The organism is Paenibacillus sp. J53TS2, assembly GCF_018403305.1.
In the GTDB taxonomy this organism is placed as follows: domain Bacteria; phylum Bacillota; class Bacilli; order Paenibacillales; family Paenibacillaceae; genus Fontibacillus; species Fontibacillus rhizolycopersici.
Genome location: NZ_BOSK01000001.1, coordinates 580,229 through 604,425, shown reverse-complemented (window position 1 = coordinate 604,425; position 24,197 = coordinate 580,229). Strand labels below are relative to the sequence as shown.

At 52.0% G+C, this 24,197-nt stretch carries 28 protein-coding genes and 1 other RNA gene; 17 read left to right on the top strand and 12 right to left on the bottom strand.

The window, feature by feature from the left end:
• Positions 1-9: 9 nt before the first annotated feature.
• Positions 10-243, bottom strand: a complete 234-nt coding sequence (locus KJS42_RS02860; protein ID WP_155605027.1) for a hypothetical protein — start codon at positions 241-243, stop codon at positions 10-12.
• 237 nt (positions 244-480) lie between these two features.
• Between KJS42_RS02860 and KJS42_RS02855 the strand changes: the two genes are divergently transcribed.
• The 4 genes from KJS42_RS02855 to KJS42_RS02840 all read left to right on the top strand — a co-directional run bounded on the left by KJS42_RS02855 (position 481) and on the right by KJS42_RS02840 (position 3,186).
• Positions 481-678: a cold shock domain-containing protein gene (locus KJS42_RS02855; protein ID WP_018750471.1), complete on the top strand. Its 198-nt coding sequence runs from the start codon at positions 481-483 to the stop codon at positions 676-678.
• A gap of 167 nt (positions 679-845) precedes the next feature.
• Positions 846-1,865 carry a helix-turn-helix transcriptional regulator gene (locus KJS42_RS02850; protein WP_213621910.1) on the top strand — a complete coding sequence of 340 codons (1,020 nt, stop codon included), beginning with the start codon at positions 846-848 and terminating at the stop codon, positions 1,863-1,865.
• A complete protein-coding gene (locus KJS42_RS02845; RefSeq protein WP_213622106.1) occupies positions 1,855-2,277 on the top strand; it encodes a VOC family protein in 423 nt (140 codons plus the stop codon). The genes KJS42_RS02850 and KJS42_RS02845 overlap by 11 nt, the downstream gene beginning before the upstream one ends.
• A 21-nt stretch (positions 2,278-2,298) precedes the next feature.
• Complete coding sequence (locus KJS42_RS02840) at positions 2,299-3,186, top strand: prenyltransferase/squalene oxidase repeat-containing protein (protein WP_213621909.1); 888 nt, start codon at positions 2,299-2,301, stop codon at positions 3,184-3,186.
• Positions 3,187-3,248: 62 nt separating this feature from the next.
• Here the strand turns inward: KJS42_RS02840 and KJS42_RS02835 are convergent, their stop codons facing one another.
• The gene (locus tag KJS42_RS02835; RefSeq protein WP_213621908.1) at positions 3,249-3,896 is read right to left on the bottom strand and encodes a nitroreductase family protein; all 648 of its coding nucleotides are present in this window, start codon (positions 3,894-3,896) and stop codon (positions 3,249-3,251) included.
• 400 nt (positions 3,897-4,296) lie between these two features.
• Positions 4,297-5,490 (bottom strand): MFS transporter, encoded by a 1,194-nt coding sequence (locus tag KJS42_RS02830; protein ID WP_213621907.1) that lies wholly within the window; start codon positions 5,488-5,490, stop codon positions 4,297-4,299.
• Positions 5,491-5,649: 159 nt separating this feature from the next.
• Here KJS42_RS02830 and KJS42_RS02825 point away from each other — a divergent pair, with 159 nt between their 5' ends.
• The 4 genes from KJS42_RS02825 (at position 5,650) to KJS42_RS02810 (ending at position 8,590) form a co-directional block, all read left to right on the top strand.
• Positions 5,650-5,967: a hypothetical protein gene (locus tag KJS42_RS02825; protein WP_155605033.1), complete on the top strand. Its 318-nt coding sequence runs from the start codon at positions 5,650-5,652 to the stop codon at positions 5,965-5,967.
• A 92-nt stretch (positions 5,968-6,059) separates the two neighbouring features.
• Positions 6,060-7,139, top strand: a complete 1,080-nt coding sequence (locus tag KJS42_RS02820) for a tetraprenyl-beta-curcumene synthase family protein (RefSeq protein ID WP_155605034.1) — start codon at positions 6,060-6,062, stop codon at positions 7,137-7,139.
• Between the two features lie 51 nt (positions 7,140-7,190).
• Positions 7,191-8,162, top strand: coding sequence for a 6-phosphofructokinase (gene pfkA, locus KJS42_RS02815; RefSeq protein ID WP_155605035.1), 972 nt, complete (start codon positions 7,191-7,193; stop codon positions 8,160-8,162).
• A gap of 212 nt (positions 8,163-8,374) precedes the next feature.
• Positions 8,375-8,590, top strand: a complete 216-nt coding sequence (locus tag KJS42_RS02810; RefSeq protein WP_213621906.1) for a DUF3906 family protein — start codon at positions 8,375-8,377, stop codon at positions 8,588-8,590.
• A 45-nt stretch (positions 8,591-8,635) separates the two neighbouring features.
• On the opposite strand, the gene KJS42_RS02805 is transcribed toward KJS42_RS02810, so the two are convergent.
• From KJS42_RS02805 to KJS42_RS02790, 4 genes are all read right to left on the bottom strand, one after another.
• The gene (locus tag KJS42_RS02805) at positions 8,636-10,009 is read right to left on the bottom strand and encodes an MATE family efflux transporter (RefSeq protein ID WP_213621905.1); all 1,374 of its coding nucleotides are present in this window, start codon (positions 10,007-10,009) and stop codon (positions 8,636-8,638) included.
• 96 nt (positions 10,010-10,105) lie between these two features.
• The gene (locus KJS42_RS02800) at positions 10,106-11,293 is read right to left on the bottom strand and encodes a putative glycoside hydrolase (RefSeq protein WP_193414992.1); all 1,188 of its coding nucleotides are present in this window, start codon (positions 11,291-11,293) and stop codon (positions 10,106-10,108) included.
• A gap of 181 nt (positions 11,294-11,474) precedes the next feature.
• Positions 11,475-11,669, bottom strand: a complete 195-nt coding sequence (locus tag KJS42_RS02795; RefSeq protein ID WP_155605250.1) for a hypothetical protein — start codon at positions 11,667-11,669, stop codon at positions 11,475-11,477.
• Positions 11,670-11,853: 184 nt separating this feature from the next.
• Positions 11,854-12,681 (bottom strand): YitT family protein, encoded by an 828-nt coding sequence (locus KJS42_RS02790; RefSeq protein ID WP_213621904.1) that lies wholly within the window; start codon positions 12,679-12,681, stop codon positions 11,854-11,856.
• Positions 12,682-12,951: 270 nt separating this feature from the next.
• Between KJS42_RS02790 and cshA the strand changes: the two genes are divergently transcribed.
• Positions 12,952-14,541, top strand: a complete 1,590-nt coding sequence (cshA, locus tag KJS42_RS02785; protein WP_213621903.1) for a degradosome RNA helicase CshA — start codon at positions 12,952-12,954, stop codon at positions 14,539-14,541.
• Between the two features lie 66 nt (positions 14,542-14,607).
• Here cshA and KJS42_RS02780 read toward each other — a convergent pair whose 3' ends face one another.
• On the bottom strand, positions 14,608-14,709 hold the full coding sequence (locus tag KJS42_RS02780) for a sporulation protein YjcZ (RefSeq protein WP_082691542.1): 102 nt from the start codon (positions 14,707-14,709) through the stop codon (positions 14,608-14,610).
• A gap of 187 nt (positions 14,710-14,896) precedes the next feature.
• On the opposite strand from KJS42_RS02780, the gene KJS42_RS02775 reads away from it, so the two are divergent.
• The 3 genes from KJS42_RS02775 to KJS42_RS02765 all read left to right on the top strand — a co-directional run bounded on the left by KJS42_RS02775 (position 14,897) and on the right by KJS42_RS02765 (position 16,547).
• On the top strand, positions 14,897-15,703 hold the full coding sequence (locus KJS42_RS02775) for a YesL family protein (RefSeq protein WP_155605040.1): 807 nt from the start codon (positions 14,897-14,899) through the stop codon (positions 15,701-15,703).
• A 76-nt stretch (positions 15,704-15,779) separates the two neighbouring features.
• A non-coding RNA gene (gene ssrS, locus KJS42_RS02770) (6S RNA) lies at positions 15,780-15,969 on the top strand.
• 179 nt (positions 15,970-16,148) lie between these two features.
• Complete coding sequence (locus KJS42_RS02765; RefSeq protein WP_155605041.1) at positions 16,149-16,547, top strand: DUF1499 domain-containing protein; 399 nt, start codon at positions 16,149-16,151, stop codon at positions 16,545-16,547.
• 74 nt (positions 16,548-16,621) lie between these two features.
• On the opposite strand, the gene tpx is transcribed toward KJS42_RS02765, so the two are convergent.
• The gene (tpx, locus tag KJS42_RS02760; RefSeq protein WP_213621902.1) at positions 16,622-17,143 is read right to left on the bottom strand and encodes a thiol peroxidase; all 522 of its coding nucleotides are present in this window, start codon (positions 17,141-17,143) and stop codon (positions 16,622-16,624) included.
• A gap of 107 nt (positions 17,144-17,250) precedes the next feature.
• On the opposite strand from tpx, the gene KJS42_RS02755 reads away from it, so the two are divergent.
• On the top strand, positions 17,251-17,865 hold the full coding sequence (locus tag KJS42_RS02755) for a rhomboid family intramembrane serine protease (RefSeq protein WP_155605043.1): 615 nt from the start codon (positions 17,251-17,253) through the stop codon (positions 17,863-17,865).
• Between the two features lie 72 nt (positions 17,866-17,937).
• Positions 17,938-18,849, top strand: coding sequence for a glutamate biosynthesis transcriptional regulator GltC (gene gltC / locus KJS42_RS02750; RefSeq protein WP_193414996.1), 912 nt, complete (start codon positions 17,938-17,940; stop codon positions 18,847-18,849).
• A gap of 109 nt (positions 18,850-18,958) precedes the next feature.
• Here the strand turns inward: gltC and KJS42_RS02745 are convergent, their stop codons facing one another.
• Both KJS42_RS02745 and KJS42_RS02740 read right to left on the bottom strand, forming a co-directional pair.
• Complete coding sequence (locus KJS42_RS02745) at positions 18,959-19,639, bottom strand: zinc metallopeptidase (protein WP_155605045.1); 681 nt, start codon at positions 19,637-19,639, stop codon at positions 18,959-18,961.
• 63 nt (positions 19,640-19,702) lie between these two features.
• Complete coding sequence (locus KJS42_RS02740) at positions 19,703-20,143, bottom strand: helix-turn-helix domain-containing protein (protein ID WP_193415369.1); 441 nt, start codon at positions 20,141-20,143, stop codon at positions 19,703-19,705.
• Between the two features lie 276 nt (positions 20,144-20,419).
• Here KJS42_RS02740 and KJS42_RS02735 point away from each other — a divergent pair, with 276 nt between their 5' ends.
• Genes KJS42_RS02735 through KJS42_RS02725 form a run of 3 tightly spaced genes read left to right on the top strand, consistent with a single transcriptional unit; the run spans position 20,420 to position 23,671 of the window.
• Positions 20,420-21,820, top strand: coding sequence for an ammonium transporter (locus tag KJS42_RS02735; protein ID WP_155605047.1), 1,401 nt, complete (start codon positions 20,420-20,422; stop codon positions 21,818-21,820).
• 25 nt (positions 21,821-21,845) lie between these two features.
• Complete coding sequence (locus KJS42_RS02730) at positions 21,846-22,937, top strand: DUF294 nucleotidyltransferase-like domain-containing protein (RefSeq protein ID WP_213621901.1); 1,092 nt, start codon at positions 21,846-21,848, stop codon at positions 22,935-22,937.
• Positions 22,934-23,671 (top strand): exonuclease domain-containing protein, encoded by a 738-nt coding sequence (locus tag KJS42_RS02725; protein ID WP_213621900.1) that lies wholly within the window; start codon positions 22,934-22,936, stop codon positions 23,669-23,671. The genes KJS42_RS02730 and KJS42_RS02725 overlap by 4 nt, the downstream gene beginning before the upstream one ends.
• A 23-nt stretch (positions 23,672-23,694) precedes the next feature.
• Here KJS42_RS02725 and KJS42_RS02720 read toward each other — a convergent pair whose 3' ends face one another.
• Positions 23,695-24,159: a M67 family metallopeptidase gene (locus tag KJS42_RS02720; RefSeq protein WP_193414999.1), complete on the bottom strand. Its 465-nt coding sequence runs from the start codon at positions 24,157-24,159 to the stop codon at positions 23,695-23,697.
• Positions 24,160-24,197 lie beyond the last annotated feature (38 nt).

The following is a 24,197-nucleotide window of genomic DNA, read 5'->3' as shown; positions in this document are numbered from 1 at the left end:
AGGGACGGGTTAAACCTGCTTAAAGGCGTTCATGATATCATCCCATTCCGTCTCGTTACCCGCATATTCCTCCTTGGGAAACCGGCGTTTCACCCAATCCATGAGCGCGGGACGGCTAAGGAACGTATGCGACTCCTCGCCCCACTGGTCGGAAATTTCACGGAGTACGATGTACTTGCCTTGAACCTCTACCGTCATCATGTTCCATTTGTCTTTTTTGTATATTTCGTGCTTTTTGATCATCTCAGGCGTTCTCCAATCTTTGGCTTCGGTTTGCAGGTATGAAACCCGCGGATTAATGGTAATATTTTATGTAAAATGATAACTCACGCCCCCGAGGAAAGCAAATGAAACCGTACGTTCTAACGCGGGTTTTGGACCGTAAAGTTTGGGCGAACTGACACGTTGCATTGTCGTTGGGCATAGAGTATAATATGGGTATTCGTCAAAGATGACGATTATTTTTAGGAGGTTGTTCATTTGAAAGGTACAGTTAAATGGTTTAACGCAGAAAAAGGCTATGGCTTCATCCAAGTTGAAGGTGGCGAAGACGTATTCGTACACTTCTCCGCAATTCAAGGCGACGGATTCAAAACTCTAGAAGAAGGCCAAGCCGTTGAGTTCGAAATCACTGACGGTAACCGTGGTCCTCAAGCTGCTAACGTAATCAAATTATAAGATCACTTCCGTTTAACGGATCACTTATAAAGTTTGGTTCCAAGCGCGATAATGAAAGGCACAGCTCTTTATAGGGCTGTGTTTTTTTGTATACATAGGATAATGGGTGACATTCTGTTGTCACCATTGCTTTGTTAAAGTGGATTTAACGGGAGGGGACGTAAGCGATGAAGCGGATGGATCGGATGATGGCGATCGTGATAGCGTTGCAGCAGCGGCCGGAGACGGCTCAGTCCTTGGCTGACAAGCTGGAGGTGTCCAAGCGGACGGTGCTCCGCGATATGCAGGCTCTGGGTGAGATCGGCATTCCGTTGTATGCGCTCTCAGGCCCTGGCGGCGGCTTCCGCCTCATGGACGGCTTCCGGCTGCCGCCGCTGCAGCTTGACGCCGGCGAGGCCCTGACCGTCCTGCTGGCCTTGGACGGCATGGGCAAATACAGCGGCAGTCCCTTCCGCGAGGCGAAATGGACCGTCGCCGACAAGATCCGCTCCGCTTTGCCCGAGCAGATGCTAGGGCAAATAGCTCCATTGCTCCGGCACGTGGAGATGGAGGTGCCGGAGCGCGGGACCCAGGCGCCGTTCCTCAGCGCCTTGATGGCTTATGCCGCCGGCGGGCAGTGGATCCGAGCGGAGTATCGCTCGGTGAATTATCGCCGGCAGCTGACGCTGAAACCTTTGCGCGTGTACGCCGCGCACGGGTTCTGGTATTGCGAAGCCGAGTCGCTTGCGCACGGCGAGAAGCGAACGTTCCGCGTCGACCGGTTCGTAGAGGTCGACGAGACGTCTCCCCCACCGGATGCGGGTGCGGGAAGGGGAGAGGCCGCCATGCAGAGGCAACCCCTAACACGGGCCCCAAGGGAGGACTTCCGACTCCTTGTAAAACTGACGTACCGTGGCTCACTGCTGGCGGAGCAGGATCCGCATTTTGGCCAGGAGGTGCACCAAATAGGAGAGGAAGAATGGCGACTCGATTGCATCCTGCCAGGCTCGGAATGGGATTGGGCCGTATCGCATTTCTTCAGTTTAGGTCATGATGCGGAAGTGCTTGAGCCTTTGGCTCTGCGCGAGGAGCTTCATCGGCGGGCTGTGGAGCTGGCCGAGCTGTACCGGACAGGCCGGGTTACTCCGGCCCGTGAGACGGACGTAGGATACGAGAAGACTGGAGGGAGCAAGAATGATGAAACCTAGAATGACGGTATTGACGATCGGTGTGGAGGATTTGGAAAGGGCGCTGCGATTTTACCGGGATGGACTCGGCTGGGCGACCGACGGGATCGTGGGCCAGGAGTTCGAGCACGGGGCCGTCGCCTTTTTCGATTTGCAGGCGGGACTGAAGCTGGCGTTGTGGAAACGGGAAAGTATCGCGCATGATACCGGCCTTATCGTGCATGCTCCAAGCTCCACGGAGTTTACGCTAGGCCACAATGTGGCGAGCAAATCGGAAGTGGATCAGGTCATGGAGCAAGCTGAAGCGGCAGGGGCCAAGATTACCGTTCCTCCCCATGATACGTTCTGGGGCGGGTACTCAGGGTATTTTCAAGATCCGGACGGACATTTGTGGGAGGTTGTCTGGAATCCCGAGTGGATATTCGAAGCTTAATTGGCGAGGAGGAAGAGGGTTATGAGTGAACGGGGAGTGTTGGAACGGGCCGCAACTTTCATTTATTCGAATGCCCGGTTGTTGGATCGCAAACGGTTTGCTTATCATTTTGATGGAGGGACTGCGGAGGAGGTGCTGGGTGCGCTTCGACCGTACCAGAACGAGGATGGCGGCTTCGGCCATGCGCTTGAGGCGGATATGCGCGGCCCGCACAGCCAGCCGGTGGCCACTGAAACGGCGTTGCTGGTGATGCGTGAGGTCGGCGGTTTTGGATCGGATCTGCTGGACGGGGTGATCCGATATTTGCGCAGCATCACGCTTCCGGGTGGCGGCCTGCCGCGGGCAACGACGAATGTGAACCGATATCCGCATGCACCTTGGTGGGTCACTGAAGAGGACGGGGTTCCTTCGATCAACCCGACCGGAAGTATCGTGGGCATGTTGCTGGAGCAACAGGAACGCACGGATTTCATTCACGAGGATTGGTTCCGAAGCCATATCGACTTCTTGTGGAATCACGTCGAACAGGGGCTCCCCGGAGATTATCACGACGCTGCGCAGTGGATCGCCTTCTTGCAGCAGGTTCCTGACCGCGAGCGGGCGGCCTCACATCGATCTAGGTTGGATGAATGGCTGACAGGCCCAAGCGGAATCGAAACCGATCCGCTGGCTCAAGGCTACGTCCACAAGGTGCTGGACTACGCGCCAACCCCGGACAGTTATGCGGCCAAGCTTGTCTCGGATCAGGAGGTGCAGCGGCATTTGGATTGGTTGCTGAGCACGCAGCAGGAAGATGGCGGCTGGGCGCTCACGTTCCCGGGAACGAGTCCGGCTGCTGAGCAGGAATGGCGCGGCTGGCTAACCGTGGAAAATTTGAAGATACTGAAGGCTTACGGCCGGTTGTCCTAAGCGCAACAGAAAAAGAGGCTCCTTTCAGCTGTGTGCTGAAAGGAGCCTCTTGGGGTTAACGCTTAATCAACGATCCGCAAAATATCAGCGATTTCCTTGCGGGGCACCGGCTTCGGCGAAATCGCCGGATGACCCAGCGCGATCACCATGTTCACTCCACGGTCGGCGGGGATGTCGAGGAATTCGCGCAGCTTCTTTTCCGCCAGCAGCACCGGACCGGTCATCGGGCAAGTGGCCAGGCCTTTGGCATGCGCGGCGAGCATCAGGTTCTGGGCGGCTAGACAGCTGCTCTTCAGTCCTTCCTCTTCCCAAACCTCGGGAGCCACGAAGGCAATCGGGTCAAAAATTCTTTCCCGGAACTTGGACGTGTACGGGGTGGACAAGCACACGATTAACGCCGGCGCACCGGAAAAGGCGGTAGCGTAAGGGCCAAATGACTTCACCAATAACTTGGCTTCCCGTTCCAGCCCATGCTCCGCGGCGCGCGCTGCGGTTTCATGCAGGCTCTCCCAGGTGAAGTCCTCGATTTGTTTGATTTTATCGGTGTTCCTAACGACGATAAATTCCCAGGTTTGCGAATTCGTGTCGCTGGGCGCATAACGGGCGCAATCGATGAGATCCTCAATATCGGCGAGGTTGACGGTTTCTTCGGTAAATTCCCGGATACTGCGGCGGGTTTTTAAGATGTCCCGGAACAAAGCGAAATCCATGCGTTTTCACCTGCTTCTTCATATTTAATACCAGGTACTATCATCTGATAATAACTATTATATAGGAAGATATGTCCTTTGAACAGAGATAGAGTTAGAGTAGGGCCTGGTGAATGAGAAAGCCATATTTGGGGAGGGAGATCCGCATAGCATGGACTCAGTTGACCAATCCGGGTACCGAAAAGCTTAAGCGAGTAATGTATATGAAATATCGAGTAGAAGTCGAAATTTCAGGCGATTTCGGCAGAATGAGTATGAAATTTCATATAGAATTGTGTTCAAGGAAGACGGTGGTCAGAATTCTATATGAAATATCGAATAGAAAATGGGCTTCAGCGGAAAATTGGATATGAAAAATCGAATATAATTCAACATCGTATCGAATTTTCCATTTCTTAAGCTAAGCCTTATGTTCGAATTTCGAGGGACTGTTCGCTCCCGGCCCCTTCTGGAAATATCGGCTACCGAACCCGATGAACGCGACCGCTGCCGCGCCCATCGCGGTCAGGTAGAACGGCTGGCGGCCAAGCTGTTCGAACATCACACCGCCGAAGGTGCCGCTAAGAAGCCCGGCCAAGCTGGACCATACGATGGTGTACAAGGCCATGCCGGTCGCCCGGAATTCATCGGGGATCAGCCGGGTGAGCATGCGGATGGCCGTGACATAGAAGATGCCGAACGTTACGCCATGCATCGCCTGGATGGCGAGGATGCCGTAGGCGGATCCGGTTAGTCCCATCAACAGGAACCGGACGGCGAACAGCAGGCTGGCTAGCAGCAGGAGCGGCAATTCCTTATATTTTTCCCCATGGAAGCTGAGGTAGATGAACACAGGGATTTCCGAAAGCGACGAGGCGAGCATCGCCCAGCCGATGAGATTTTCGCTCGCGCCGAGCTCCTTCAGGCTGATCGAGATAAACGCTTCGTTCATCCGCATGCCAATGGCCAGGCAGAAGACGCAGCCGAAGAACCAAAGAAGCTCTTTTTGACGCAGGATCGCCCAAATGCCCGACAGATCCATCTTGGCTACGGATGTAGGCTGGTCCTTCACGAACAGGATGAACCCCAGCGCGAGTCCGGCAATCGCGATCGATACCCACATCGTGTTTGAGGAGCCTACCCGGGTCAGAACGTAACCGATAAGTAAAGCAAAGAAGGCGTATCCGAACGAACCAAACAGGCGGATGGAGATGAAATGGATGCCGTGCTGCTTGGCCGTAGAGATCACGATGGTGTCGGACAACGGGAAGACCGGATAGAAGAAGAAGTAAAATACGGTTATAACCGCCATGATGATAGAAAATGAGGTGGAGGCGGATAAGATAAACGTCAACGCGATTTGGCCGACCAGCAAGATGAGCAGGATCTTCTTAATCGTTTGGTAACGGTCGCTGGCTATACTCCACAGTAAATTGGAGACAAGCGAAATCATGGGGCCTAGGGCGTATAGCAAACCGATTTGGCTGGTCGAAAATCCAAGCTGGGCGTAAAATAGTGGGAAATAGGAGGAAACAAGGACACTTGTTCCGTATATTGTAAAGGTAAAGGCTCGTAGCCATCCGATATCGGGGCTGACCGTAGTTTTCCGATTCATGGGGTTCTGTACTCCGTTTCTGCAGTCAGATCATTGTGCGCTTAGTGCGGTTATGGTTAGTATGCTTGCAAGTATACCAGAAATTAAGAGGTTCGGCGGCAACAAATTTACGCTCCGTTTATGTAAAACCCTTATACTGATCTCTAGGAGGTTATCGCCATGAAGGATTGTTTTGTTTACGATGAGCGCCTGGGCATTCACGTGCCGGTGCTGGAGCGTCCCTTTGACGAATACGAGCGGGAGGAACGGCTGGCGATGATCGCCTATTGGGAAGAGATCCGCGGACGGATTCCAAGCAAAGTCATGGTGCTGGAACGGTCGATTGAGCACATGCTGGGCGAGATGAGTAATGAGTCCGATTTCGAGCGCAGCTGTCGTCTCAACGGCGAAATCGCTGAGCTGGCCAGCCGAATTAACGATCTGCATATTTGGTACCGGACAACCCAGGATGAGCCCTCCGTCAAAAGGCATTTGTGATTTTGTTTATTTGTGCTAAAAGTTGGATCATATTATAATATAGAATGGTTTTCAGATAGGCCGTTTTTTAACAACGCAGTGGAGGCAGGCCATTGATTGAACTTGAGCAAAGCCGAAACCAATTCCCGAAGGAGCCGATCCGGCTGATGAGTCGGGTTTATAAGTTTATTTTGCCGGATGTCCGTCAGGAACTGGATCGTTGGAGGAAGGATGCCGAGGAGATCCCCGATCCTGAGCTGCGGCGGCAAGCTTTGGCCAGCATCGCCACGAAAGAGTTCCATTGCCAGGGCGGTGCCGTATATGCGGCCGCAAACTTGCGGATGCGCCACGTATTGATCCCTCTCATCGTTGCGTTCCAAACCATCAGCGATTATTTGGACAATTTATGCGACCGAAGCACTTCCAAGGACCCTGAGGATTTCCGACTCTTGCACCAGAGTATGCTGGATGCGGTAGACCCTGATGCGGCGCTGCGGAACTACTATGCCCTTCGCGAGGAGCAGGACGATGGTGGTTATCTGCACCGGCTGGTTGGGACTTGCCAAGCGAACATCGATGAGCTCCGCGGATACCCGGCGGCGATGCCGTACATCGTTGACCTCGTAGGACTTTATACGGATCTGCAGGTGTACAAGCACATCGACCCGCAGGAGCGCGAGGCTAAGCTGCTAAGCTGGTGGGCGAACCACGAGTATCGTGCGCCGCAATTGCGATGGAACGAGTTCGCGGCAGCGACGGGTTCAACTCTCGGGGTGTTTATGTTGTTTTTGGCGGCAAGTCACGACGGGTTGGACGAGAAAAGCGCAAAAACGATCCACGACGCTTATTTTCCGCATGTTTGCGGGCTACATATTATGTTGGACTATCTGATCGATCAAGCGGAAGATGAGCTTGGCGGGGATTTGAACTTTTGCAGTTACTACGATAGCAAGGAAACGATGTTGGGCCGAATCACGTTGATCGTCGAGGGAGCGCGGCAGGATATTCGGAAGTTGCCCGCTTCCTCGTTTCATAGGATGATCATTGAAGGCTTGCTGGCCCTCTATTTATCCGACCCGAAGGTCAGCCAGCAGGACGAAATTCGCGAGGTATCCAAACGGTTGATGCGGCGAAGCCCGCTTATGCGGTTGTTCTTCTTCGCTAACAGCCTGTGGATTCGCAAGCATCTTTAGAAAACTGGAGCAATGCTAACTTTACTTACAACCGAATTAGGAGGAATTATCATGTCAGCAGTTAAAAAAATCGCAGTCCTTACCAGCGGAGGAGACTCCCAGGGCATGAACGCGGCCTTACGCGCCGTTGTACGAAGCGGGTTGTTCTACGGCCTGGAAGTGTACGGCATTCAACGCGGATATCAAGGTTTGCTCAACAATGATATTTTCCAAATGGACATCCGCAGCGTCGGCGATATCATTCAACGTGGGGGGACGATTCTCCAATCCGCACGTTGCCTGGAGTTCAAAACGCCGGAAGGCCAACAACGGGGCGCGGAGATTCTGCGCGAACACGGGATCGATGGCCTGGTCGTTATCGGCGGCGACGGTTCTTATCAAGGGGCTGAGAAGCTGAGCAAGCTCGGTATCAAAACGATGGGGCTGCCAGGGACCATCGACAATGACATCTCCTTTACGGATTACACCATCGGTTTCGATACGGCGGTGAGCATCGTGGTGGATGCAGTGAACAAGCTGCGTGATACGATGTCCTCCCATGAACGGGCTTCGGTTGTGGAAGTGATGGGCCGTCATTGCGGCGACATCGCATTGCATGCCGGATTGGCTGCCGGTGCGGAGACGATCCTCGTACCAGAGGTGCCGTTTGACCTGAACGAAGTAGCGGACCGCATGAAGCAGAACTTTGAAAAAGGCAAACGCCACAGCATCGTGATCGTAGCCGAAGGCGTGGGCAGCGGCGAGGACGTGGTGCAGGCGATCAAGCAACGCCAGCCTTCCGTGGAGCCGCGCGCAACCGTGTTGGGTCATATCCAACGCGGCGGATCGCCAACGCCGTTCGACCGCAACTTGGCCAGCCGCCTTGGCGACTTCGCCGTGCGCAGCCTGATCGCCGGCGAGTCGAACAAAGCCTGCGGCATGATTGGCGGCGAAATGATCTTGACCGACATCGAGAAGGTTGTCAGCACGAAGAAGCCGTTTAACATGGAGCTGTACGAGCTGGCATCGCGTTTGTCGCAATAAATAGATGAGTTAGTTCGTTAGAGGAGCCGAGCCGGGAGGAATCCCGGCTCGGCTTGTTGTTCTGGAGTATGGCGGAGCCTCTACCTTTTCGGGTGAAAATGTTGAAAATTAGGCAACATGATCAATTGTTCGGAGCGGTAAAGCTCAGTCTAGGCGAACCCTCCTACATCTGCTACAATCGAACGCATAGCTGATGAAGGGGGAAGGTACGTATGTATCTGTATCGATTGGAGGCGGAAACCTCCGCCGGTGCATTCGTGATCGTCATCGCCACCGAGGAAGAGGAGAAGGCGTTCGCCGCAGCCGAAGGGCATTTGCAGCGGCAGGTGTTGCCCGCACCCGCAGTCACGGAGTTGTCGATCGTGGAGAAGAAACGGATCGCGCCCGGGGCCGGCTACGTAGTGGCAACCGACAGCATGCCGCGTTAAAAAGAGAAGCCCGTGACCTTCCATCGGTCACGGGCTTCTCATCATTTATTGCGCATCCGCCGGACGAATCTGTCGGCTGCTAAACCGACGCTGGATCACGACCAGACGATACAGCAACAGGACGGCGGCTACGGCTAGGCCGGTAATGAGGCCAATCCAGTAGCCGTATGGGCCCTGAGGAGTGTAGTTGGCTAGGACGAAGCCAAACGGCAGCCCGATGACCCAATAGGCCAACAGAGAGATCCAGAAGCCGGGGCTAACGTCCTTGTACCCACGCAGCACGCCTTGCGTTGGCGTGGCGATGGCATCCGAGATCTGGAAGAAGATCGCATACACCAGGAAGTGCTTGATCAGCGAGACGACTTCGAGTTCGCTCGAATAGAGCTGCGCGACACCTTGGCGGAACAACAGCAACAGGACGGCGGTGGCCAAAGACAAGGCCGCGGCAGTCCCAATGCCAAGGGCCGCGTATTGCCGGGCATCCTTCAGCCGGGAAGCGCCGGTCTCGAAGCCGACGAGGATCGTTAGCGCCAGACAGATGCTGAGCGGGATCATATATAGCGTCGAGGCGAAATTGTTCGCCGCTTGATGAGCAGCGATCGTCAGCGTGTCGAATCGGCTCATCAGCAGCGTTACGGCGGCGAAAACGGCCGTCTCGAAGAAGATCGCGAAGCCGATCGGCACACCCAGTTTCATCAGTTCGCGCCATTTGGCCAGCGAGATGCGATGCAGCTTGCGAAAGACGCCGTATGAGGCGAACGGTTCTTGCCGATGTACGATCCACAAAGCGATTAGAAAGATGCACCAATACGTAAAGGCCGTGGCGATTCCGGAACCGATGCCGCCAAGACGAGGGAAGCCGCCGTGTCCAAATATAAGCAAGTATCCAGCGCCCACGTTTAGCGGGAGGGAGATCAGCGTAATCATCATCGATATCCGGGTTTGTCCCAGCGCATCGATAAACGAGCGCAGTACGATATAGCCGAACAACGGAACAATTCCCGTGGAAATCGCCACTAGGAAATAGAAGGCGACATGATGCACCTTGGGTTCCAGGTCCATCGTGTTCAGCAGGGGAGAGATCGAGAATGCCCCGACGAGCAGCACGACCAAGCTCACGGCCACCGACAACCATATTGCCTGGATGACGTGATAGCCGACCTTGTTACTCTGACCGCCGCCAACCAATTGCGAAACGATGGGCGTGATGCCCATGAGGATACCGCTAAGTCCGGTTTGTACCGGGATCCAAAGGCTTGAGCCGATGGCCGTACCCGCAAGGTCAGCCGGACTGGCATGGCCGGACATCATCGTATCGAAGAAGGTCATCAGGGACATCGTCACCTGGGTGACCAGGATGGGGATCAAAATGCGTAAAAATTGCCCATATTTTTGTTTTAACGTGTATGTTTGATTCATAAGCCGACATATCTCCGATCCTCAAAGGGTTACTTTACGTTCAAGCGAAACCAAACCCGGGCAGAAAGGCCCGGGTTTGATGGCTTTGCAGCATTATTATTCATAAGCGACGCCGGAAGTATAACGGTTGGAGGCGTTCCACAACAGAAACTCATCCACCTTCATTTCCTTCAGCGCCCGGATTTGTTCTTCCACTTCATGTTTGCCGTATTTGATGTAATGTCCGCTTCCCAGCCAACTGGCGGTAAAGTCCTGAATCCAAGGCCGGATAATCGGCTGCTTTTCTCCCAGCTCCGAAAGCTTTGTTTGCGTATCCTGTACCGCGCCCTTGATCGTCTGATAAGGGGCTTTGTCGGGATCCTTGGCATTAAACCATCCGGTTGTGTAATGGCTTGGATAGATCATCGGACAAATCACGTCGACATTGTCGGAGATTTTCACGAAATCCTGACCAATTCCTTCGGCCGCTGGCACCGATGCCGCGTATCCGAAGATATCCACCGAAACCCGGATCCCTAACGGTTCGAGCTCATCTTTGGCATACTTGACGAAGGAGGAGACGGCGTCGACGCGGCTCATCTCACTTTTTGTATAGCTCAGACTATCCGCCCGTTTCTCAAAGCCTTCGGGGAACCGAACGTAGTCAAATTGGATTTCCTTGAAGCCGAGCTTAGCCGCTTCCTTGGCGATGGCGATATTATAGTCCCAAACCTCTTTACTGTAGGGATTCACAAAGCTGTCGCCTTTGCCGTTGCTCCACACGGATCCATCCTTGTGACGGAACGAGAGCTCCGGATGCTTCTTGGCCAGAATCGTATCCTTAAACACCACGATTCGGGCGATCGGATAAATATCATGCTTCTGCAAGCGAGCCATTAATGCATCGATGTCACGGATGAATGGCTGCGGTTTCCCCAATTTATTCAGCTCGGCGTTATCCGTCTTGTACGTGATATAACCCAGATCATCCTTGATATCGATCACCATCGCGTTCAGCTCGGTCTTGTCGACGAGATCGACCAGTTGGCTCATACGGGATCCCCCGGCACTGTATGCAGTAACATAAATGCCTTTGACTTTGGGAGCGTCGACCTGAGGATCTTCTTTCAGATCGGATGGTTTGATAGGATTGTCCAGGCGCCCCTCCGCTAGATTCACCGAGAAGGTGTGGGTAACGGATGCCATCATGGAGTTCGCCGGTTCCATCCCCGCGGCTTGCTCCTGCGGCGCTGCTCCACTGCCTGTACTCAAGGCCAGAAGTAGTAGTGTCCAGATGATGTTCATGATATCTCTCCCTTGTTTGCAATCGCTACTTATTATATCGGAAGAACGGCCTTCAGAAGGAACAGGAATGTCACAATTGGTAAAAAGTTTCAGAGATTCATAGAAGAAAAAAACGCAAAAAAGTCGTTTCCTTTGCCGAAGCAAAAGAAACGACTCCGTCGTGCTTGTAAGCGTTACATATTTAATGAAGAAACGCCGGGTTTTGATGCTCGCAGATGCTGAATTGAATAATCTCCAGCGCGTCCTGCGGTTCCAAGATGGTCATGCCATCCCGGAGGAGGATCGTCGAATTCAGTTCCCTTTGGTTCAGAAATAGCAACATATCCGGAAACCACTTCTTAACGATCTGTTCCAGTTTTACCGTTTCCATTTCCATTTCCACATCCATCACCCTTTCCTTTCAGAATCATTCACTGCGGAATCAATCCTAAATCGGAAAAGCAAAAAGCCTGTGAAATACGGGGTAAAGCTGAACCCTTTGAAGTTATAAAGGAACCGCTGTGATTATTATAACAAAGAAGCAGCAGTTTGGAAACGGCCGCTTCTTTCAGTAAAACGCTTTAACGACGGCGGAACGAGCCCATTACCCCGACGGTTTCCACAATATTGACGAAGGCGCTGGAATCGGTTTGTTTGATGATTTCCCGCAGTTCCGCCAGTTCATAACGGGTTGTGACGGTCATCAGCATATCTTTTTCTTTATGGGAAAAAGCGCCCTGAGTCTTGATCAATGTCACGCCGCGGGGCAGCGACAATAGCCGCTCGAGCATCACTTCCGTTTTGTCGGTGATAATAAACAACGTCACTTTGATATGGCTGATATGGATCAGATCGACGACCTTGCCGGAAATATAGATGGAGACCATCGAGGCCAAAGCCAGATCCCAATTCCCTTCCAGATAGCCCATCGCTAGAATGACGATGCCGTTAAGTCCGACAATGACGTTGCCGACCGGAAAATCGCGAAAGCGGGTTACGATCGAACCCACAATGTCGAATCCGCCGGACGAGCCGCCGACGCGGAACGAGATGCCGCTGCCGATGCCCACCAGCACACCGCCAAATACTGCCGAGAGCAGCGTATCCGATGACAAAAGCTTGTCCGGTGTCGGAATCAGGGCGATGAGCCAGGTCGTGGCCGCAACCGATAAGATGCTTAAACCGATAAACCGTCTCCCCAGCAAAAATAATCCGGCGATCAAAAGCGGCACGTTATATGCCAGATACATCGTACTGATACTGAGCGGAGAAAAATAGGCGGTCAGCATTGCCAAACCGGACACTCCGCCGCTGAGCAAATGGAGCGGTACGAGGAACAGATTAAAACCCGCGGCGATCATGGCAGCCCCGAGCACAATGACTATTGCATTCCTAATTTCCTTAAACACAATCTTTCACCTCACGAAAATAAAGGAAGTATCCCAACCCGCTTGCTGGTATTCCGTTTATATTTTGTGCTATAATACTTGAGATGTTCTTGAGTAGGTACTCTTTTCCAGTTTTCAGACTAGACCTATGTAAAATTTACAGGCGGATTGGACAGCCTATAAACGATTAAATTGAAGTTCAAAAGATGTTTTTTGAACAACCTTTTAAACGCTACTTAAGAATACCGTTAAGCCGGTGGAATGTCCACTATATAGAAGGAGCATGATACATTGAACACATTCACAGATTTCGGCCTAGAGCCTAAAGTATTGCAAGCCATTACGGAACTTGGATTTGAAGAAGCGACGCCGATTCAGGCCAAATCGATCCCGATCGCTATGGCAGGGCGCGACATGATCGGACAGGCGCAAACCGGGACAGGAAAGACCGCAGCCTTCGGCTTGCCGCTCATTAACAAAATTCCTAAAGAAGAAGATCGTATCGTCGCACTGATTATGACGCCAACCCGCGAGCTGGCCATTCAGGTCGCCGAAGAAATCGGTAAGCTCTCCCGTTTTAAAGGTACGCGTTCTCTTCCCATCTACGGCGGACAAGACATCGTACGCCAAATTCGCGCTTTGAAGAAGAAGCCTCAAATTATTATCGGCACACCGGGCCGTTTGCTTGACCACATTAACCGGAAAACGATTAAACTTGACGATGTACAAACTGTCGTTCTCGACGAAGCCGACGAAATGTTGGATATGGGCTTCATGGAGGACATTCAATCGATCCTGAAGCTGGTGCCTGAAGAGCGTCAAACCATGCTGTTCTCCGCAACGATGCCGGCGAATATCCAGAAGTTAGCCCAACAATTCCTGAAGGATCCGGAGCATGTGTCGGTCATTCCGAAACAAGTTAGCGCCCCGTTGATTGACCAAGCGTACATCGAGGTTCAAGAACGCCAGAAATTCGACGCTTTGACCCGTTTGCTTGACATGGAATCGCCGGAGCTCGCGATCGTGTTCGGCCGGACGAAACGTCGTGTCGACGAATTGTCCGAAGCCCTGCAGAAACAAGGCTATTCCGCCGATGGTCTGCACGGCGACCTGTCGCAGAACCAGCGCGATAACGTGATGCGTAAATTCCGCGACGGAAGTATCGATGTGCTGGTTGCAACCGACGTGGCCGCACGTGGTTTGGACGTATCCGGCGTGACCCATGTCGTGAACTTCGACCTGCCACAGGATCCGGAAAGTTATGTGCATCGGATCGGCCGTACCGGCCGTGCCGGCAAAGAAGGGGCGGCTTGGTCCTTCGTGACGCCGCGCGAAATCGATCACCTGCGCTTTATCGAGCGGATTACACGCCATAAGATCACCCGCAAGCCGCTGCCGAGCATCGCTGAAGCGATTGAAGGCAAACAGCGCATTATTGCTGAGCGTTTGATTGAGCTGGTGGAGAACAATGAAATGAACGAAAATAAAGGCATCGCGATCCAATTGCTGGAGCAATACGATTCGGTGAACCTGCTGGCAGCTGCATTCAAGTTGATTACAGGGGACAAGAACGAGAAAACCAATGTTGAACTGACGCCGGAAGAACCGATTCGCGTGAAACGTCGCAATCCGGATATCCGTTCCAGCGGACGGAAGCCGTCGGGTTACGGCAACCGCACGGGCGGAGGCGGAGGCGGAGGCTACCGCCGCGATTCCCAAGGTGGCAGCCGCGGGGGTTACAACAAAGGCGGAGGCTATAGCCGCGATGGTGGACGCGACTCCTACCGTTCTTCCGACCGCAAGCCACGGACCGGTTCGGGGGGCGGAGAACGCAGACCTTCTTCTTCCAAATACAATGACAACCCTTCGTTCGACAACTAAGGTGAGTCTGTCATAATCTCAACAAAAAGAAGACGGAGGAATCTCCGTCTTCTTCGTTTTTGTTCATTACAGAAGGATCGTACGGCTCACGATAACGAGCAGAATGAACAATACCAGAATCGTACCCGTAGAGGTCCAGAAACCTCCGCCATATCCTACACCGGACATGTGATAACCTCCTTTGATGATGTTGAAGTTTTGAAGTTACGGTATATACTATGGCACAGGGGCCCTCTTAGATTAGACGCTTACCCAAAGCAGAGCAAATTAGGCGCTGGAACGAGTTGGACGAATCATGTATAGTTAATATAGGCAGAGCTATTGCACTATACAATGCTTGAGAGGAGATCTTTACTTGGAATACAAAGGTTTTATGGGTGGATTTTATAGAATCACCGAATGGATTATGCGGATCGCCGGCAGTAACCTGTTGTGGCTGCTGTGTTCGTCGCCGTTTATGATCGTACTTGCGATGAAGCTGTTGCTGGTGCTGCAGTCGCCGACTCCTCAGCCGGAGACGTTGACGATTTGGATTATGGGTATATTGGCACCGTTTACACTGTTTCCGGCAACCGCCGCTTTATTTTCCGTGACTCGGAAATGGGTGATGGGAGAAAGCGATTTGAGCATCATCAAAGTCTATTTCAAAGGATACAAGGAAAACTACAAGCAGAGCATGATCGGCGGCATTTTCTATACGGTTTTGTTTGCGATTATGTACGTGGATTATGAAGTCTACATGAACCAGATGAACAATCTGCAGATGATCGGCATGGTGATGCTGTTCTTCCTGTTGATTCTGTTCCTGTCTTTGTTTAACTTCTTTTCGCTTGTTGCACATTACCATCTTGGAGCGTTTCAACTGATCAAAAATGCAATCCTGTTCACCATTCTCCGGCCGTTCCGAACCTTGTCCACGCTCATTTGTGCGGGCGTACTTGGGTTTCTGACCTTACGCTTTGGCTGGTTGATCTTCTTTGGTTTTGGAAGCTTGACCGCATTCGTTGCGTTCTACAATTTCTATATTGCTTACAACAAGATACAGGAGAAGGTAGAGCGGATGCGCCAATCTGAAGATGCGTCGAATGTCAGCAATTCGGCACAGGACGACGAGGATTTGGCCCTGGATTTGCCGACAAGCGAGGAGAAGGAAAAGGATTGACTTTACGGCCTGACTTTACCATCATCTTCCTTGCCCGGTGAGTTTACAATTGCTTAACGAAGCCGTATAATAGGTTTACGTCCTGCGATGTGCGTTTCGATTTCTGTTATTTTGAACCAATGACGGTTATCTCGGGAGACCTATATTGCGCCATGGCTGAAAGGCCCTATCCATTGGATGCGGGGACTTCAAAAACGTCGCTGCGGTCACCCACCTGCGGGTGCAGGTTCGAGATAATGTAATCGGACGGCATAGGCGGGTCTATGATGAAACATGTGAGCGGCACCTTGTACTCTTTTCATAAAGAAAAGGGACAAGGTGCTTTTTTTGTTTGCGCCGAAATGCGCATGCTCGCTTTTGTTTGTCATCCAAGAATGTTAAACTAATAACTAAGAAAACGCATACCCATGCAAATGGGGTCAGGAACGTGAAGGAGGAAGAACCGTTGTCATTCAAGAGAACACTTACCGGCATTTTCCGCAGCCAGGAAGGAACCAGCGACCGCGCGAAAGTGCCCGAACTCAAAACCAGGTATTATTCATTGTCCAAAGAGAAATGCTGGGAGGAAGTCTCCTCGACTTTGAAGAAAATCCCCGGCTATAAAGTTCTGCACGAGGTGCAGTCCGTTGGCGAGATTACGTTGGAGAAACGGACCAGCCTTGGGCGCGTGATGGATATCACCGTATCGATCGTATCCACCGGCCCGGTGCGAAGCGCGGTTGATATTTATTCCGCGACACGTGGATCGATGGGAGACCTAGGCGCGAATTATCGCAACATCCTCCAGCTCTTCTCGGTGTTGGACAAGAAGCTGGCAGCTCACAAAGTGTCCTCGAACTTGTAAAATTCGTTAAGCAACGCAAAAAAAAGCGAGCAGGGAGAATCCTCTCCTACTCGCTTTTCGTTTGGGCTCTGGAATTAAGAGAGCAGCGCTTTAACGGCAGCTACCGGTTTTTCGTAATCCGGATGCTCCGTCATTTCCTTCAATACTTCCACGTATTGGATTTTGTTGTCTTTATCCAGTACAAACACGGCACGCATGTCGAGCGCGAACTCTTTGATCAGCACGCCATAGGCTTTGCCGAAGGAATTGTCTTTGTAATCCGACAAGGTGACCACCCGATCAACGCCGGCGGCACCGCACCAGCGGGCTTGGGCAAATGGAAGATCGGCGCTGACGGTCAGGATAACCACGTCTTCGCCAAGGCCAGCGGCCTCTTGGTTAAATCGGCGCGTTTGCGCGTCGCAGACACCCGTATCGAGCGAAGGTACAACGCTGATCAGCTTGATTTTGCCGGCGTAGTCCTGCAGTGTTGCTTCTTCAAGCAGGTTTTTATTCAAGCGGAAATCGGGAGCCGTATCGCCGACTTTGAGTTCCGGGCCGATCAGCGTGATCGGATTGCCTTTAAATGTAGCTACATTTGCGCGTTCTTGGGCCATGTTCATTTCCTCCTAGACAGATGGATTTATTCACTCAAATTTAATTATAATCGTTTTGAAAAGAAAATGTCCAACATAAGGAAAAACCAAGGTAAAGGAAGGTTCCGATGATTTTCATAAGATACGAAAACTGGAGAAGTTATCTGCGGTATTATCCCGTGACCTGCTTGCTCCTGGCTGCCAACATCATCATGTTTATCGTGTTGGCGGTGAATGGAGGATCGACGAATCCCTATACACTACTCAAGTTTGGAGCGTTGACCAATATTCCGGAATTAGCCGGCGAGAGCTGGCGATTGTTCTCCTCCATGTTCCTGCACCGGGGCTTTGATCACCTGTTCTCGAATTCCTTTGCGATCCTGGTGTTTGCGCCGCCGCTGGAGCGTCTGTTGGGTTGGTGGCGATACGCGTTGCTCTATTTGGGGAGCGGGCTCGTCGGGAACCTCATCAGCATGGGAATCTATCAGGTTGGTGCGGATGTTCATATCTCCGTAGGGGCTTCAGGCGCCGTCTATGGGGTCTATGGCGCATTTCTCTACATTGCTTTACTGCAGCGAAATCTGATGGATGAAAGCTCGCGTAAAACGCTATACAGCCTGCTCATTATCGGCGTGATCTATTCGGTATTGGTTCCACAGATCAACCTGGCAGCTCATCTCGGCGGACTCGTTGGTGGTTTCTTTATCTACGGGTTGATTATCCGGTTGTTAAAACGGCGTTGAACCTAAAGAGTGTAAATGGTACATTAAATTTAGAATAGGTTCGAGCACATGCGAAATGGAGCGATCAGATTCGTGGAATTAAGACAACTGCAGTATTTTGTGAAAGTGGCGAGAAAAGAGCACGTGACTCAGGCTGCCGAGGAGCTGCACGTCGCCCAATCGGCGGTAAGCCGGCAAATTCACCAGCTCGAGCAGGAGCTTGGCGTTAATTTGTTTATGCAGAAGGGCAGGAATCTCCATCTCACCGCCGTTGGGCAACTGTTCTGCAGCCGAGTGGAGATGATTCTTAAGGATCTCGACCGGGCCGTGAGCGAGGTGCACGAATTTCTTGATCCGGAGCAGGGGGAAATCCGTTTAGGATTCCCGAACAGTCTGGGGATTCATATGATTCCCAGCGTAGTGGCGGAGTTCCGCAAGCTGTATCCCAATGTGAAGTTTCGTTTTAGACAAGGCACTTATCCTACATTAATTCGCGATGTCGTATCCGGGGAAATTGATTTAGCTTTTATCTCTCCATTTCCAGAAAATCATGATCAAGTCACCGGTAATGTGGTGTTGACGGAGGATTTGGTAGGCATTCTTCCACCGGGGCATCCATTGGCTGGCGAGCAAAGCATCAAGCTAAGCCAACTCAAGGATGAGAAGTTCATTTTGTTCAGCAAGGGCTATTCGCTGCGACCGATTGTTTGGCATGCCTGTCTGGAGGCAGGTTTTACGCCGAAAATCGCTTTCGAAGGCGAAGAAACCGATACGATAAGAGGATTGGTTGCCGCCGGCATGGGCGTTAGCTTGTTGCCGGAGATGGCGTTGTTTCAAAGCTTTACGCTCCAGCCGATCCGCGTACGGATCTCCGAACCGAAGGTGACGCGCACGATCGGATTGATTCACCGTGCCGACGAGAAGCTGCCGCTTGTGGCGCAATCGTTCCGGATGTTCCTGCTGGAATACTTTGGCCTTCAGGTCGATACGCTGCCAAATCCGTGAATGAATTGTTATGTAAACGTTTGCTGAATCGGCTGAAAACAAAAAAAAGGCTGCACGATTCCGAGCCGATGGGCTCGGAAACCGTGCAGCCTTTGTTACGTGAAGTTGATTAGTCGCGGTTACTCGTGAAAATCAGAATGTAGCGAAGCAATTCCAGAATGGAGATCAAAGCGGCAGCCACATAAGTTAAAGCCGCGGCGTTTAACACTTTGCCGACTCCGCGCGATTCATTCGGAGAGATAAAGCCCTGCTCGAGCATCACCTTTCGAGCTCGGCTGCTGGCGTTAAATTCGACCGGCAGGGTGACGATCTGGAACAAGACGGCGGCGGAGAAGAAGATAATCCCGAGTCCGATCAAGTTCAGCGCGCCAAAGAGGAAACCGGCCAACAGCAGGAAGGGGGCAACTCCGGAAGCGAAGTTCACCAGCGGGAACATCCGATGGCGAAGCACCAGCATGGGGTATTTCTGCTTGTGCTGAATTGCGTGTCCGACTTCGTGACAGGCGACGGCGACGGCGGATATGGAACTCTCGTAGTATACCGGCTCTGACAACCGGACTACACGGTGAATTGGATCATAGTGGTCTGTCAGGGCACCGCGTACCGGCTCGATCGGGACATCATAGAGGCCGTTGGCGTCGAGCATACGTCTTGCTGCGTCGTGACCAGTTAAACCATAAAGGTTTGAAACTTTTGCCCATTTGTTAAAAGTACCTTTGACCCGAAACTGCGCCCATAGCGAGAGCCCAAATGCGATCAGAATCGGGATAAGCATCACGTCTGAATACATGAATCATTCCTCCATATGATTTAGTTGTCAAGGATGCAAACAGAGGTTGATTAGAAATATAGGTTAGGAAAAAGGCCCGTGGTTCATTAACAGCCGGATCGCTTCCATACAGGCTAAGCTTTGCGGTAACAAATTCGCGAATGCGCGTTTGGCCTGATTCGGCTGTAAGCTGGAAATGAGCGGCTCCAGCTCCTTGACCTCGCGTTCCAACTGCTGCATATGGAGCTCCAGCGAACTCAACTTCTCGGTCACTTGTACCTCGTGAGTCACCCGGTTCCATTGGTCCAGCTTCTCGCGGATCTCTTCCAACGTATATTTCTCCTGTTTCATTTGATTAATACGTTCAAGCCTGGTCAAGGTTTCAGCACTGTATAAACGATAGTTGGTCTGGGTGCGCTTCTCCGGGGAGATCAGCCCTAGTTTCGTGTAATAATCGATCGTCCGCTCACTGACGTCGGCGGCTTTAGCCAATTCTCCGATCCGGTACAGTTTATTTACTCCAATTCCATCACCTCTTCCGACATATCCAAAAGATTGCTTCTATATTTATTTTATTTATCCTCATGATACTTAACAACAAGCATACAGTCAAACGTTATGCTTTATTTTTATCAGTAACTATAAGACGATATAACCATAAACCTAACATAGTATGTTAGAAAGTATGTAGTAAATCTATTTTTTTTCAAAAAACTATTGTCATTCCTGCGTCTTTCGTCTTATAATCACTTTAACAATTCATTTTGTGTAAGGAAACTTAACATTAGGGGAGTGTTAAAGATGAAGAAGAAGTGGCTTTATGGTGGACTCATTTTTCTCGCGTCATTTGCTTTTCCGGTCTCGGCATTCGCAGCGGAGGGAGAGGTTACTGCCCCGGTTCTGGAGCTGGGCCTGAATTCGCTTTTCGTATTCGTCGCAGCCATGCTGGTGTTCTTTATGCAAGCCGGCTTCGCTTTACTTGAAGCAGGTACCGTTCGGATGAAGAACGCCGGGCACGTAGCCGGCAAAACGGTCCTTACTCTGGGAATATCCGTTCTTGCTTGGTGGCTGCTTGGCTTCGGTTTCGCTTTCGGCGACGGGAACAGCTTCCTGGGTACGACCGGATTCCTGTTCGGCGGCGAAGGGGATATCGGTTCCTTTAGCGTATTCTCCGAAATTGGTGTACCGCTCAATTTGATGTTCTTGTTCCAAATGGCGTTTGCGGCTGTATCGCTCGCGATCGCTTGCGGCGGGATGGCGGAACGCGCCAAACTTAGCGTTTATATCATCTTCGGTACGATCTTCATTGTCCTGATTTATCCGATCGTAGCTCACTGGGTATGGGGCGGCGGCTGGCTTGGTAATCTGGGGATGCAAGATTACGCCGGTTCGACGGTCGTTCACTTAACCGGTGCTACAGCGGCTCTTGCAGCAACTATTCTGCTTAAACCACGTCTGGGTAAATACAATAAAGATGGGAAACCGAACAACATTCCTGGCCATAACCAAGTGTTGACGGTACTCGGCGTCATTATCCTGTGGATCGGCTGGTTCGGTTTCAACCCGGGCAGCGCATTAACTCCTTTGAACGATGGATTCTTTGGTTATGTCCTGATGACAACCAATCTGGCCGCAGCCGCCGGTGCGGTTGCCGCACTGCTCATTTCCTGGGCGGTAATGGGCAAATCGGATATTCCGAGCATGCTGAACGGCGTGCTGGCCGCTCTTGTAGCAATTACCGGTTCTTGTGCTTTCGTTGACGCTTGGGCTTCCATTATCATCGGTGCGGTTGCCGGGATTTTGACCTTCTTTACGGCAAGATGGTTTGAACGCGCTGGGTTGGATGATCCGATTTACGCTTTCTCCGTACACGGGATCGCCGGGGTATGGGGTGCGATTTCCACCGGTTTGTTCGCAACGCCGGAATTGGCTGAGAAGACGGGCGTAGGCAAAGCTGGCTTGTTCTATGGCGGCGGCTTCGGACAATTAGGCGTACAGCTGCTTGGGGTGATCGGTACTTTCGCCTTCGTACTGGTTGTTTCCTTCTTAGTCTTAGGGATCATGAAGTGGACGACTGGGCTACGTGTCACGGAGGAAGAAGAAACAATGGGTCTGGATATCAGCGAGCATGGCACTTACGGTTATCCAGAACAAATGAACTTGCTGAACAAGAATACTTCGTCCGGCATTCCTGCCGAATAAGAGAGAGGAAAGGAAGTTGGGGGCCATGAGTCATGACACGGCCATGAACAACGCAAGCTTGAACGCGATCCGGTCCGCTGCGACTCCCGCTATGCTAAAGGCAGCCCGAGTCGATGAGCAGAACCGCTTATACGGCAAGCTGACATCGATGCCGATTCAAGCATGGAACCGGGAGGTCTCGGACCTGCATGATGCTGTCATGACCCAAGCTTGCCGATGCTGCGAAGAAGAGATGATCCGGGAGGGCTACGGCCCTCCTCCTTCGCATTATGCCTTTATTGCTTTTGGAAGCGCTGGTCGAGCGGAACCGACTTTATGGAGCGACCAGGATAACGGATTGATCTACGGGGAGGGCGACGTAGAGCAGTTGGAGCTCTATTTTGAACGATTCAGCCACAGGCTTTCAGCGATTCTTGAGCAGGTCGGCTATCCTCCGTGCCCCGGCAGCGTCATGTTGTCTAATAAGTTATGGCGAGGCAACCTAGTTTCGTGGGAGAGACAGTTGCTAGAGTGGCGAAATATTCTAGCCTGGGAACAAGTTCGCTATTTGATGATTGCCGCTGATTTGCGCCATGTCTACGGTGATGCGGCGCTGACAGCCGCTTTGCGCAAAACGATGAAGACCGTCATGGAAGAAGATCAAGGCAACGATCGCGATGTCGTGGCAGCGATCCTGCGAAATACCGTCCGTCACAAAGCAGCATTAAATATTCTGGGTCAGGTGATAACGGAACAGAGCGGCGAGCATGCCGGTGATTTTGACGTCAAGTACGGCTTGTACATTCCGATTGTTAATGCCGTTCGTTATTTGGCTTTGCAATATGGGGTCGAATCCTCGTCAACTTGGGAACGCATTTCTCAGCTGGTTCAGCTTGAGGCGGTTCCTACCCGTTGGCTGGAATCCTGTAGTCGGGCGTTTGAGACGGCGGTGAGGCTTAGGTCCCTTGTTCCCCCGGAAACGGACAACGGGTTGCTGACAGGAACCCATTATTTGCCTCAAGAGATGTTAAAACAGAAAGAGCTCCGGCGCGAACTGCGGGAATCACTTAGCACGGTCAAGGTCATGTACCGCACTCTCCAAAGGCAGCACCGGTATGCGGAAAGGAAATGGTTATGAAAGAACCGATGAAGGGAAACGGTGGTTTTTGGGATGCCTTCAAGGGCGGCGGAGTGTCGCCAAGGATCGCCTCGATGCTTGGCGCGCCCAGCGCGCAGCAAATCGCATTCGTTCGTTCTTTGACCAAAGGGCAGCGTCGTCCCGAGACGCTTCACGTTCCGCTGAGCGAATTAAAAACGGCAGTCTTCGATTTGGAGACGACAGGATTTCATTACCATTATGGTGATGAAATTTTGTCCTTTGGGGCGGTTAAGGTGGAGGGGGAGCGCATCAGCGAAGAAGTGTATTATTCCCTCGCTAAACCGGCTTGCCAAATTCCCGAACGGATTATCGAGTTAACCGGAATTACGCCGGAGATGGCCCAATCTGCCCCCACTTTGCTGGAGGCGCTGCGTGAATTCATGGCTTTTGTTGATGACCGGGTGCTCGTCGCGCACGGGAGTGCACATGATAAAGCCTTCCTGGACGTGGCGTTATGGAAAACAACTAAAGCCCATCTCGGGCACCGGGTGCTGGATACGATGATGATTGCCCGTAAGCTGGAACCGGAGCGCCGCATCTCGGGAGGGCTGGACGAATGGCTGGCTGTATATGGGATCCCGGTTACCCAGCGTCATCACGCATTGGAGGATTCCAAAATGACCGCTCGTCTTTGGATCGCGTTAATCGACCGGTTGAGAGAACAAAACGTCTTAACCTTAGGTGATCTGTATACTTTTTTGAGTAAAACGTAACGTAACCTCTTATCGGCTTGTACTTATTCACCATTCTGATTTTCCTGATGTACGGGCAAAAGGGTATACCCCGTGCCGTTCGAATCGATCCCATAAGCTTGAATCCTGAAGCCGTCCGGTCCGCTGGGCGGCTTATCGTTTGCGAAGGAAACCCTGCCCCCAATCAGGTAGAGGCGAATTTGGGCAGCGAAGATGGGCAGTTGACGCAGATCCTCCGGCGATGGCAGTGGTGGTGAGCTGGGGTGGGTATGGTAAAGCCCGATCAATTGCGGATCAAAGCAACTTCGGACCCACACGGCCGGATCGAGCTCAAAAGCGTGCTGCGGAGTCTTGGAGTGATTGGCGACGGAAAGGTAACGTTGGATTGTTCCTTGGCGGCCGTCAAACGTACCGAACAGGAGGCCGCAAGCCTCCTCGGGGTGCCGCTGTAGCCCATCTCGTAGCATTTCGTCCCGAATTTTCGCTGGCAACATCCAGAACTGATTCATTTTGCGAACTCCTGTCCATGAATTAAGTTTCAAAGGTT